This window comes from Galbibacter sp. BG1 (genome assembly GCF_013391805.1).
Classification (GTDB): domain Bacteria; phylum Bacteroidota; class Bacteroidia; order Flavobacteriales; family Flavobacteriaceae; genus Galbibacter.
In genome coordinates this window covers 1,467,945-1,479,627 of the sequence record NZ_CP058364.1, presented here as the reverse complement: position 1 = coordinate 1,479,627, position 11,683 = coordinate 1,467,945, and the positions used below count along the sequence as shown (strand labels likewise).

Annotated in this window: 11 protein-coding genes; 9 read left to right on the top strand and 2 right to left on the bottom strand. The window is 37.4% G+C overall.

Annotated features, from left to right (window positions below; all coding sequences use genetic code 11):
- Nucleotides 1-11 precede the first annotated feature (11 nt).
- From HX109_RS06545 to HX109_RS06505, 9 genes are all read left to right on the top strand, one after another.
- Nucleotides 12-419, top strand: a complete 408-nt coding sequence (locus HX109_RS06545) for a hypothetical protein (protein ID WP_178950409.1) — start codon at nucleotides 12-14, stop codon at nucleotides 417-419.
- Entirely contained in the window at nucleotides 416-1,318 is a 903-nt protein-coding gene (gene hemF / locus HX109_RS06540) for an oxygen-dependent coproporphyrinogen oxidase (protein WP_178950408.1), read from the top strand. Before HX109_RS06545 ends, hemF begins: the two co-directional genes overlap by 4 nt.
- Nucleotides 1,319-1,359: 41 nt before the next feature.
- Nucleotides 1,360-2,295, top strand: a complete 936-nt coding sequence (locus HX109_RS06535; RefSeq protein WP_178950406.1) for a DUF4421 family protein — start codon at nucleotides 1,360-1,362, stop codon at nucleotides 2,293-2,295.
- 20 nt (nucleotides 2,296-2,315) lie between these two features.
- Entirely contained in the window at nucleotides 2,316-3,305 is a 990-nt protein-coding gene (gene hemB, locus HX109_RS06530) for a porphobilinogen synthase (protein ID WP_178950404.1), read from the top strand.
- 3 nt (nucleotides 3,306-3,308) lie between these two features.
- A complete protein-coding gene (locus HX109_RS06525) occupies nucleotides 3,309-3,812 on the top strand; it encodes a DinB family protein (protein WP_178950403.1) in 504 nt (167 codons plus the stop codon).
- A 105-nt stretch (nucleotides 3,813-3,917) separates the two neighbouring features.
- The gene (locus HX109_RS06520) at nucleotides 3,918-5,033 is read left to right on the top strand and encodes a CNNM domain-containing protein (RefSeq protein WP_178950401.1); all 1,116 of its coding nucleotides are present in this window, start codon (nucleotides 3,918-3,920) and stop codon (nucleotides 5,031-5,033) included.
- The gene (locus HX109_RS06515; protein ID WP_178950399.1) at nucleotides 5,011-5,487 is read left to right on the top strand and encodes a methylated-DNA--[protein]-cysteine S-methyltransferase; all 477 of its coding nucleotides are present in this window, start codon (nucleotides 5,011-5,013) and stop codon (nucleotides 5,485-5,487) included. Before HX109_RS06520 ends, HX109_RS06515 begins: the two co-directional genes overlap by 23 nt.
- A 48-nt stretch (nucleotides 5,488-5,535) precedes the next feature.
- On the top strand, nucleotides 5,536-6,690 hold the full coding sequence (locus tag HX109_RS06510; protein ID WP_178950397.1) for a serine hydrolase domain-containing protein: 1,155 nt from the start codon (nucleotides 5,536-5,538) through the stop codon (nucleotides 6,688-6,690).
- Nucleotides 6,680-7,393, top strand: a complete 714-nt coding sequence (locus tag HX109_RS06505; RefSeq protein WP_178950395.1) for a 3'-5' exonuclease — start codon at nucleotides 6,680-6,682, stop codon at nucleotides 7,391-7,393. The genes HX109_RS06510 and HX109_RS06505 overlap by 11 nt, the downstream gene beginning before the upstream one ends.
- A gap of 81 nt (nucleotides 7,394-7,474) precedes the next feature.
- Here HX109_RS06505 and HX109_RS06500 read toward each other — a convergent pair whose 3' ends face one another.
- Nucleotides 7,475-10,465: a S8 family serine peptidase gene (locus HX109_RS06500; protein WP_178950393.1), complete on the bottom strand. Its 2,991-nt coding sequence runs from the start codon at nucleotides 10,463-10,465 to the stop codon at nucleotides 7,475-7,477.
- A gap of 252 nt (nucleotides 10,466-10,717) precedes the next feature.
- A complete protein-coding gene (locus HX109_RS06495) occupies nucleotides 10,718-11,671 on the bottom strand; it encodes an endonuclease/exonuclease/phosphatase family protein (protein WP_178950392.1) in 954 nt (317 codons plus the stop codon).
- Nucleotides 11,672-11,683 lie beyond the last annotated feature (12 nt).

The window sequence follows — 11,683 nt, the reverse complement described above, 5'->3', positions numbered from 1 at the left end:
ATCCTTTACACATGTTAAGCAAAGGTTTAAAAGATGAAGAGAACGAACGCATAAGTCGCAATTTGGAACGCCTTCTAAAAATAGAATTCGTTCCCGAATTATGGCAGGTAGCGCAACAGGAAAAAGTTAGCAAAACTCTGGAGGGAATAATTGGATTATCACTCCCATCTATTCTTGAAACAAATGTTGATGTGCTGCTTGAAAAGCTTCTCGCTCAAAATCTGTCTTTCGAACACTACGAGCAGATAGGCGATTTATTATTCAAGCTTATTCGTTTGGAAATAAACTTCAACCAGCAAGATTTGGCTGGAAAAATTATTGCCATTTACAATCAGGCTCAAATACAAAACAAGACCTATTCTTTCGAATTAAATCAAAAAATCCAGAAAGTAAAAGCTTTTAAAAACAGTTTTGCATGAAACAGAAATTTTATCAATATATTCAGAACTTACAAGACACCATTACTTCTAAGCTGGAAGCCATTGATGGAAAAGCTACCTTTCAACAAGATCTTTGGAAACGCCCAGAAGGTGGAGGCGGTCGTACCCGGGTAATAGAAAACGGAGCTGTTTTTGAAAAGGGAGGGGTAAACATTTCCGCAGTACACGGAGCCCTTCCCCCGGCCATGCAGACTTATTTTAAAGTGAAAGATTGCGATTTTTTTGCTTGTGGTTTAAGCTTGGTGCTACACCCTAAAAATCCGTTTGTCCCTACTGTTCATGCTAATTGGCGTTATTTTGAAATGTATGATAAGGAAGGGGAAATATTGGACAGCTGGTTTGGTGGCGGACAAGATCTTACCCCCTATTATTTATTTGATGAAGATGCGATTCATTTTCATCGAACTTGTAAAACCGCCTGCGATAAACATGACGCTAATTTTTACCCAGAGTACAAAGAAAAATGTGATTCCTATTTTTGGAATGCCCATCGAAATGAAGCACGAGGCGTTGGCGGACTCTTTTTTGATTATTGCAAAGCTTCCGAAGCAAAAACTATGGAAGATTGGTATAACTTTGTAACCGAAGTTGGCGACAGCTTTTTAGATGGCTATGTGCCTATCGTAGAAAAGCGGAAAGATATCTCGTACACCAAAGCCCATAGAAATTGGCAGGAAATACGCAGGGGACGTTATGTCGAGTTCAATTTGGTCCATGATAAAGGCACCCTCTTCGGCCTTAAAACAAATGGGCGCATTGAGAGTATATTAATGAGCCTTCCTCCATATGTACAGTGGGTTTACGATCATCATCCGGACAAAGGAAGCGAAGAAGAAAGATTACTTAAAGTATTGGAACATCCAAAAAACTGGCTATAAAAAAACTGGTAATCATAGTATACATTGTTCACGGCTGTATTATGGCCCAAACCGATACGCTTCAAAAAAATGAATATATAAAAACGTTTCCCAATCAACTGGCCTTAAAACTATCTTACGTAAATACAGAGAACCGATTTAATTATTTTCAGGATGAAAACAGTGAACGGCAGGAATTCAAAGCAATTCCCAATAAAAAAGACCGTATTCTTTTAGGGGTTCAATACCGTTCTATAGAAGCCAATATCGGGATTTCCCCAAATTGGCTTCGCGGCAATAAAACTTCCGATTCTATAGATTCCAAAATCTATAATATCAATGCCAAAGGGTTTTATAAAGGATGGATACAAACCTTAACCATTTACCATCAAAGAGGATTTAACTTAGAGGAAAATGGGCAAACAAGGGATGCCCCCTTTTTAGAGACCAATAAAGTTGGAGGCTCCACAGCTTATTCTTTCAATGAAAACTTTTCTTACCGCGCAACGATCGGTCAGAAAGAAAAACAAACAAAAAGTGTGGGAAGCGTATTGTATAAAGTTTCTTATGATTACACTAATTTTGTTATGGAGTCGAGCGGTTTCGACCATAATGTCAACTCCTTGAATCTCGGGATTACCCCGGGCTATTATTACAATTATGTATTCAGTAAGAACCTTTTTCTAGCCGCGGGAGCTGATATTGGCTTGGGATTAAATTACAACGACTTTGGAGATAATTCCATTTTCTCATCCGTATTTTTAATTGCAGGCAGCGCTACTTTAGGCTTTAATTTTGATAAGTTTTTTGGTGGCGTCTATACCAATTTATCCACCCGCCGGTATAAAGGCAGTAATTTTATTAAGTTAAACGACAATATAAGATATATTGAATTTTTTGTAGGTTACCGGCTTAAAGCACCCAAAATTTTAAATAAAACAGCAGATAAGGTAAATGAAAAATTAAATTTGCCTACCAAAGAGCAGTTAGAACAATAGACTTAAAAAATTGAAATTATATGTATCCATTAAGAAGAAATAGAAGGTTAAGAACAAACGAAGCGATAAGAAGCTTGGTGCAAGAAACTATAATAACGCCCAACGATTTCTTGGTCCCTCTATTTGTAGTGGAAGGAAAAAATATTAAGGAAGAAATTGCTTCGATGCCAAATTATTTTAGGTTTAGCTTAGATCTTTTGGAAAAAGAGGTAAAAGAGCTCTGGAAAATAGGTTTAAAATCGGTTTTACTTTTTGTAAAGGTTCCAGACAACTTGAAAGACAACAAAGGCACAGAAGCTCTAAATAACCACGGTTTGATGCAGAGAGCCATTAAAACGGTAAAAAATGCAGTACCAGATATGCTGGTAATGACCGATGTTGCTTTAGACCCATATTCTTCTTATGGGCATGATGGTATCGTGGAAAACGGACAAATTTTGAATGATGCTTCTTCGGAAGTACTGGCAAAAATGGCCGTTTCCCATGCTCAGGCAGGAGCCGATTTTGTGGCCCCTAGTGATATGATGGACGGAAGAATACTAAAACTACGGGAAGCATTGGAAAGTCAAGGTTTTATAAACACAGGAATTATGAGTTACAGCGCCAAATATGCATCGGCATTTTACGGCCCTTTTAGGGATGCTTTAGACTCTGCCCCGGTAGACGCCGAAAACATTCCTAAAGATAAAAGAACATACCAAATGGATCCAGCCAATCGAACGGAAGCTCTTAAGGAAACCCAAATGGATATCGATGAAGGTGCAGATATTGTGATGGTTAAACCCGGCCTTTGCTATTTGGATATTGTTCGGGACCTTAAAAACAGTTTTGAAGTTCCAGTTGCCGTCTACCAAGTTAGCGGTGAATATGCAATGATAAAAGCAGCTTCAGAAAAAGGATGGTTAGACCATGATGCCGTTATTTTAGAACAAACTTTAGCTATTAAAAGAGCCGGTGCAGATATTATTGCAAGCTATTTTGCCAAAGATGTGGTAAAACTTATCTCCTAAACAATGCGAACACAGCTTACTTTTGTTTTATTTTTTATTTCACTTTACGGAAACGCCCAAAACCCATCCGTGTTGGCGTTTAGTGAAAAATGGGATAATTCTAAAAACTATCTCTTGGAGATTGCTAAAAGCCTTCCTGAAGAAAAGTACTCCTACAAACCTACCGAGCGTGAAATGAGTTTTAAAGAGCAATTGCTTCATATAAAGCAAAATATGGATTGGTTGGGAAAAGCTTATTTTAATGCTGAAATTCAAGAGGAAGATTTGAAGAACATAGATAAACAAGCTCTTATTGAAGCTTTGACTCATTCTTTTGACAGCGTAAAAGAAGCGGTTCTTAAAACCGAAGAAAGCGTTTTTAACGAAAAAATTGATTTCTTTGCCGGCGAAAAAACAAAATGGCAGATTTTAAATCTACTTCAAGATCATGTAACCCACCACAGGGGACAACTTATAGTTTATTTAAATCTCAACAATATCAAACCACCCAAATATGTTGGTTGGTAAATGGTAAAGCAATCAATTCCATGAAATAATATTTAAATTGGTTCACTTAAAAAACAATCTTGGTTCTTAGTAGATATATACTTAAATTAGCTGGAAATCATTTCTATGGGATTACTCATTTTATTTGCCCTTGTATCAATATTTTTCTCGTTTCTATGCTCTGTGCTCGAAGCCGTATTTCTTAGTGTTACGCCCACTTTTATCAACGTAAAGAAACAGGAAGGTAAAGCATATGCTTTTACTCTCGAAAGTTTAAAGCAAAACGTAGACGAACCGCTTATTGCCATCCTCACCATTAACACAATCGCACATACGGTTGGTGCTATACTGGTTGGGGTTCAGGCCGAAAAGCTTCCGTATAAAATAGATATTTTAGGTTTTAATATTGTAGGTGTTGTTTCTGCAATTATGACCATTCTTATTTTAGTGGTTTCAGAAATTATTCCAAAAACTATTGGTGCTACTTACTGGAGAACCCTCGGTAATTTTACGGCAAAAGCCCTTACAATTATGATTTTTCCTTTAAAATGGACCGGTATTATTTGGGTACTTAAACTAACCACCAAGGTTATTGGCGGAAAGAGTGCCCATGGCTCTGTTTTTAGTAGGGAAGATTTTACAGCCATGGCAGACATCGCTCAAGAAGAAGGTGTTTTCCAGGAATCGGAGTCTACAATGATTAAAAACTTAATGCGTTTCGACCAGATTTGGGCCAAAGATATTATGACCCCCAGGACGGTTATGAAAACCGCTTCGGAAGATTTGACTATTGAAGAGTTTTTTCAAAAAAATCCGAAATTACGCTTCTCCCGCATTCCTATTTATAAAAATAACACAGATAATATAACCGGCTTTGTTCTAAAGGATCAAGTTCTGGAAGCTATGATTGAAGGTAAAGGCGGTGAAAAACTAAATACGTTAAGAAGGGATATTTTAATCTCGAAAAGAAGCATTCCACTTCCCGAATTATTCGAAAAATTTATCCACAACCAAGACCATATTGCACTTGTAGTAGACGAATACGGCTCCATTAGTGGCCTTGTTACTATGGAAGATCTTATTGAGACCATCTTAGGTTTAGAAATTGTGGATGAAAGCGATAACGTAGAAGATCTTCAGCTTTTGGCCCGCAGAAATTGGCAAATACGGGCAGAAAGAATGGGTATTTTTGACAATCCTATTGAAAAGGACATCCCAAATGACGACACAAGCGGTAATTAAAACTCCTTTGGGTTTTACTAGAATTACAGGAGATGCCAACGGCATCAATGCTATTACTGTATTGGAGGAAAAAAGTGAGGAAACCCAACCTGTTCCAGAAAATCTTTTGGAAGCAATACTTCAGCTAAAAGAATATTTTAACGGGGAACGAACAACTTTCAGCTTTAAAATGAATCCAAAAGGCACGACTTTTCAACAGAGTGTATGGAAAGAATTGTTAAAAATCCCTTTTGGGAAAACCACTTCCTACCTGGAGCTTTCCAAGAGATTGGGAGATGTAAAGGCCATTAGGGCTGTAGCTTCTGCCAATGGTAAAAATCCGCTTTGGATTGTTGTTCCGTGTCACCGTGTTATAGGTAGCGACGGTTCTTTAACCGGTTATGCTGGAGGCCTGTGGCGTAAAAAATGGCTTTTGGAACATGAAAGTCCGTCACCACAACAAAAACTCTTTTAGTATAAAATCCCTATATTAGATCGTTTAACAAAGCCTATACCTTGCTTCATGAAAATTGTATTAAGATTGTTTAAGGTGCTTTTCTTTGCGCTTGCCCTGCTCGTAATTGCCATGTATATTTTTGGATACGATTACCTTATTAAGGCTGTAAAAGTAACCTATCTCAACGGCCATACCACTGCATTTTTAAAAGACTATAATTATTTCGACAATCAACTTATTCAAAAGGGAAGTCAAACGCAGCCATGGCCAAAATCCGCAGCTTATAAAAGAGAATTGTCTACAGAACTGGATGAACTTCATAAAAAATACGAAACTGTAAGTTTTCTAATTATTAAAAATGATAGCCTTTGGCGTGAAAAATATTATGACGGTTATACCGAAAATAGTAAAAGCAATTCCTTTTCCATGGCTAAAACCCTGGTTGTTTCCATGCTACAAAAAGCGATTCAGCAGGGACATATTAAAAGTCTAGAACAACCTGTAGCCGATTATTATCCTGAATTTAATACGAACCTCGGAAAAAATATGACGGTAGGGGATCTTGCAAGTATGTCTAGCGGACTAAATTGGGATGAGGCCTATTACAGTCCTTTTTCCATTACTACTAGAGCTTATTTTGATGACGATTTAGCCAAGATAATTTTAGGACTGGAAGTTGTAGAAACACCAGGAACCTCCTTTAAATACCTAAGCGGCAACACACAGCTCTTGGCCATGGTTATTGAAAAAGCAACCGGGCAAAGTATTGCAAATTATCTTTCCAGAAACTTTTGGCAGCCCATGGGAGCCGAAAATATTGCCCTATGGCAATTGGACAGTGAAGAGAATGGTCTAGTAAAAGCCTATTGTTGTATTGCGGCTTCTGCACGGGATTTTGCCCGATTTGGAAAACTCTACAAAGATCAAGGGAAATGGAATGGTGAACAGCTCTTACATACTGAATTTATAAAGAAAGCAACCCAACCCAAGTTTGAAAACGGATCTATGTACGGTTATGGCCTATGGCTTTTAAACTATAAAAACAAAGACTTCTTTATGCTACGTGGCCATTTAGGCCAATATGTAATTGTACAACCAGAAGACAACCTTATAATAACGCGTTTAGGAAAACAAACAGCTAAAAAAAATAAGGATGCTTTTACTGAAGACATCTACCAATATATCGACGAAACCTACAAAATGTTAGATCATGCTTTATAAAATTTCTTTAGAAAACATATTGTTTTTAGATATAGAGACCGTTCCCGAACATCCAGGATTTGAGGATCTAAGCGAGGAGACAAAGGAATTGTGGACGCATAAAACCCAATACCAAAGGAAAGAAGAGTTTACGGCGGAAGAATTTTACGATCGGGCTGGGATTTGGGCAGAATTTGGCAAGATTATTTGTATTTCTGTTGGCTACTTCACTTTTAAGGGCGAAAACAGAGCTTTTAGAACCACATCTTTCCATGGAGAAGAAGATGCTATTTTAAGAGAGTTTAAAAACCTTTTGGAGTCTCACTTTAGCGAACCTTATAAACTTTTGTGCGGACATAACGCGAAGGAATTCGATTTTCCGTTTATAGCGCGTCGGATGATTATCCATGGTATACAACTCCCTTCCAAACTCAATCTTTTTGGTAAAAAACCTTGGGAAATCCCTCATTTGGACACCATGGAGCTTTGGAAATTTGGAGATTACAAACATTTTACCTCCCTTAAGCTTTTAACCAACATTTTAAATATCCCATCGCCAAAAGACGATATTGATGGCAGTATGGTTTATAACGTTTTTTATAAGGATAAAGACATTGATAAAATTATTAATTACTGCGAAAAAGACGTAGTTGCCGTGGCGCAAATTTTTCTTCGTTTGCGGGGCGACGAAATTTTGGACCCTTCAGAAATTAAACACGTTTAAATAGAGCGGGCTTCATTTGCACTTTATCTTTTTTTAGACTCTGTAAAGTAAATTTGTACGCCACGCCCTAGACTGGGATCTTTATTTCTTCATAAACTTAGTCCCTGTAACTTTTCCGTCTTGCTGTACAGAAACTATATACATCCCAGCAGGAAGGTTGGAAACATCTATCATTTTGTTAAATCCATTTCCGCTGTTTACCAAACTCCCAGAAGCATTATAGATCTGGAAAGCATCGTTGGTAGCGGTAAGGCCGTTTATTTCTATAGAATTAACCGTTGGATTTGGGTAAACGCTTATTCTCTTAATATCTTCCTCTGTTTCTAACAATTCACTAGCATCCATTGCTGCTAACTTATCCAAAGAACTTTCTTTGTTTTCTGTATTTGTAAACCCTTTTACCGTAACATTATCAATGTAGATACTGGTAGTATGGTTTACAATTTGTGTTTCTATTTTAACACGTGTATTGTTGGAAAATTTTAATTCTTTGTTAGTTAGAGAAATGGTTGCTTCGTAAAAATATCCATTTTCAATATCAGAATTTACAGTATAGGTTTCAATTTCATCCCATCCATTACCATTGTCTATGGAAACTACAACTTTGTCATTATTCTTTGTAGCGGTAGCCAACATATAGAAGTCAATTACAATTTTTTCGTAAGGTAAAATATTCATTCCAGGCGTTACTATCGATGCCAAACCAGTTTCACGACTGCTGGCAGCAATACTGTTATCCAAACTGTATTTCCCTTTGCTTGCTCCCCAAATTCCTGCAGCACTCCAAGTCCCGATACCTTGCTCAAAATCGTTCGAGATTAAAACTTCTGCCAATTTCTCTTCAGATAAGGTCTTAACTGGGTACTCCATACTTTTTTCTGAAGTATTTCCAGCTGCATCTACAGCTACGATTACCACAGTATAGTTGGTATTCGCTTTTAATCCCTCAACAGAAAGTGTATTTGAAGTAGTTGAATTCAACTGAATCCCATCTAAATAAACTTCGTAAGATTGAGTAGCCACATTATCTTGAGAAGCATTCCAATCTAGTTGAAAAGAAGTTTGAGTAATTGTATTCGCGTTTATTTGCTTCACTGCACTTGGCGCCTCTGTATCGATAAATTTAGTTTTAAAACTTTTAAGGTCGCTATAAGCAGATTCCGCCAATTCTGAACATAAGGTTCTTACTTTCCACTCATAAACGGTATTTTGCGATAATTCGCTAATTTCTTTAGTGTTTTCAGAACTTAAAACCGTATTCCATGAGTTTTCTGTAGATTTATTGTCACTTTTAATTCTGAAGGCTACTTCGTAGATAGCATCTTCCACATTTTCCCAAGCTAATTTAGCTGTTGTCTCAGAAGCTTCAGAAGTAATTAAGTTTGTAGGGGTTTCCAGCACGCAATCGCTTCCTTTTATTCCAGTAAGGATTAAAGAAAAGTTCTGAGCAGTAGTAGCTAAGTTTCCTTTATGGGTAATTGTAATAGTATATTTTCCTGAAGCATTTGGAATTTCAATTTTCTCAAAAGGATCTACATTGTTGATTCCTTTCTGTGCTCCAGAATTGATATCTGAAACAGACAATTTCCAAGGATAGTGTGCATTCTCTTCACCTTCTTTGGTAATTACGATATCGAGATCGTTTACCAAAACAGCGGTGGCATCGTTTAATTTTCCCTCGTTTTTGGTTGGGTTGGCTAAGTCTGTCCATGATATAGAAGCCATTAAGGTTTGTCCTTTTTCTGCTTCTACTTCCATTGTAAAAGTATTTCCATTTTGAAGAGTTTCTTCAATAATCTCAGATTCAAATCCGGCTTTAGAAATTGTTTCAGCCGCCTTTTTGGTGTTTATAATTCCCCATCCAAATCTGTAGTCTGGCCCAGGAAAATCTCCAGCCTCATCTGCCGTATGCAATGCCAAACCTTTAACTGTTGCCGCTTTCATAAATTTGTTATGCGTTTCTTTATAATACTGTTGAAGCAATAAAAGAGACCCTGTAACACCTGGTGCAGCCATAGAAGTACCCGATTGTGCAATGTAGCTGGCGTCGTTATCGTCGTAAGCAGAATATACATTTACACCTTCTCCTGTAATATCTGGCTTTATTCTTCCGTCATCGGTTGGACCGAAATTACTGAAGGAAGCGATAGAAGCGCTCACTAAGTTTTCCTTGTCATCTAAAACTACGTTATCTGCAGCCGCTACGGTCAATCCATTTTTAGAAACGGCATAACCCAAAAGAAGATCGTAAGCATCTGCCGCGTTACCAAAATTTGGAGCTTCGTTGTATTGATATTGTTGTGTATTTCCAGCCGCTGTTACCATTAAGTAGTAAGGAGCGTTATACATAATCTCATCCCATTCCTGAGCTTGGTAGATGTATGCACCAAAATACCAATCTGGAATTGTTCTTCCGCTAATTCCATAAGAGTGGTTAGAAAGCAACATTCCGTTTGCGGCAGCCTCGGCAACCTCAGCTTCGTCGTTAGACCAATCGAAAGTAACACCTTCTGCATTGTAGGCCACACCTTTTGCCTTTTGGTCTACCCCAGCTGCCATAATAGTTCCTAAAACGTGTGTAGCATGCCCGCTAGTTCTCTTAGAATTGTCTCCCGATTTTATTCTACCGGTAAACTCTTGGTGCGTCATTAAAGCGTTACCACTGTCCCAAACACCTACATACATTCCCAAACCATCTACGTCTAAATGCAAATCTCCTGTGCGGTATAGAGAATTGGACCGAGATGTATACACTACATTATCGTTGAATGTAGTAAAGTATATTGGGGCGCCATCTGGTCCAATTTTCTCTAATTCCATATATCCACCATTAGAAAGTTTTTTGGAAACCTCCCAGCCTTTGGTTAAGGCCAATTGGTGTGCAGCTCTCTTTTGAAGTGTCGCTCTGTTTTTAAGTTTTTTGGAAATTGAAATTAGGTTTTCACTATGATGTCTTTCAAGGTCGCTTACTTTTTGAAAAGTATGCTGCGATGACACATTTTGAACATTGAAAAACAAAATTGCCGTTAAAACAGCAAAAGCAATTCTCGAAGTGTGTAGGATAGTTTTCATAGTATTCCTGATTTGGTTTATCTAAAGTAGTAGATTCAACAAATTGATACGATGAAATGCACGATTTATTCGATGAAATGCATAGATGTTTTCGATGAAATGCCTAAAATTGCATTATTTGTAGTCTTAACCTTACTTTTAGTGTAGTAATAATATGTATACTATATTGCATTTCATCGATGTTTTTATTCACTTAAAAGATAAAAACACAAAATAGATCGAAAATTTAGTGAGTATAGTTGTATTGACAACCTAGTGATTATGTTTGAAAATTAAATACACAGGAAAGTGATCGCTATAACCCCCCAAATATTTCTTTCCTACATAGGTTCGAAATGGAAATCCTTCATACTTTTTATTCCACTCCTCCAAGAAATGGGCGTCTAGGATGTCGGCTTTTTGAAATGTTAATTGATTTGAAGAAGAATTGAAAAAATTGGTCGATATAATAATTTGATCAAATAAATTCCAAGCCAATTTATGGGTTAAACTCCCTCGGTTATTTGGATCGAGTAATTTAGACATGGGATTGTAAAAATCCTTTGTAACCAAGTGCTGTTTTATGCTTTCTGAATTGGGATCGTCGTTAAAATCGCCCATAATGACAAACTTGGCATCGGCCTCATTATTTTTAATCTCACTAATATACTGCTGAAGCACCTGTGCAGCTTTTATTCTTTTATAAGCCATATCTTCCGTTCCCTGCCTTCTGGACGGCCAATGGTTTACGAATAGATGAATTTCTTCCGCTTTTAGCCTTCCATGTACATAAAGAATATCCCGAGTATAGTCTCTTACATTCCCTTCATTATAGACCAATAGGGAAATTGGTTGGGCATTTAATACCTCAAATTGATTTTCCCGATAAAGTAGCGCCGTATCGATACCTCTTTCATCCGGGGAATTAAAATGAACATATCGATAGTGGTATTTTTTAAGAGCTGGCGAAGCAATAAGGTCGTTAAGTACTTTTTTATTTTCAACTTCAGCAACGCCAACCAAAGATGGAGGGTTCGCGCCATCTACCCTTGCTATTTTAGAAATCGCCTTACCTAGCTTATCGATTTTATCTTCATAACGCTCTTCCGTCCATTCCAACCTACCTTCCGAAGTAAAGTCATCGTCCAAAACATGCGGGTCGTTTATAATATCAAAAAGGTTCTCTAAATTATAAAAAGCGACGGCGTACAAATTGTTATTGTTCATCTTGTAAAAATA

Coding starts and splice junctions, on each gene's coding strand:
- HX109_RS06545 (WP_178950409.1), top strand. CDS start 12: ATGTTAAGCAAAGGTTTAAAAGATGAAGAGAACGAACGCATAAGTCGC.
- hemF (WP_178950408.1), top strand. CDS start 416: ATGAAACAGAAATTTTATCAATATATTCAGAACTTACAAGACACCATT.
- HX109_RS06535 (WP_178950406.1), top strand. CDS start 1,360: ATGGCCCAAACCGATACGCTTCAAAAAAATGAATATATAAAAACGTTT.
- hemB (WP_178950404.1), top strand. CDS start 2,316: ATGTATCCATTAAGAAGAAATAGAAGGTTAAGAACAAACGAAGCGATA.
- HX109_RS06525 (WP_178950403.1), top strand. CDS start 3,309: ATGCGAACACAGCTTACTTTTGTTTTATTTTTTATTTCACTTTACGGA.
- HX109_RS06520 (WP_178950401.1), top strand. CDS start 3,918: ATGGGATTACTCATTTTATTTGCCCTTGTATCAATATTTTTCTCGTTT.
- HX109_RS06515 (WP_178950399.1), top strand. CDS start 5,011: ATGACGACACAAGCGGTAATTAAAACTCCTTTGGGTTTTACTAGAATT.
- HX109_RS06510 (WP_178950397.1), top strand. CDS start 5,536: ATGAAAATTGTATTAAGATTGTTTAAGGTGCTTTTCTTTGCGCTTGCC.
- HX109_RS06505 (WP_178950395.1), top strand. CDS start 6,680: ATGCTTTATAAAATTTCTTTAGAAAACATATTGTTTTTAGATATAGAG.
- HX109_RS06500 (WP_178950393.1), bottom strand. CDS start 10,465: ATGAAAACTATCCTACACACTTCGAGAATTGCTTTTGCTGTTTTAACG.
- HX109_RS06495 (WP_178950392.1), bottom strand. CDS start 11,671: ATGAACAATAACAATTTGTACGCCGTCGCTTTTTATAATTTAGAGAAC.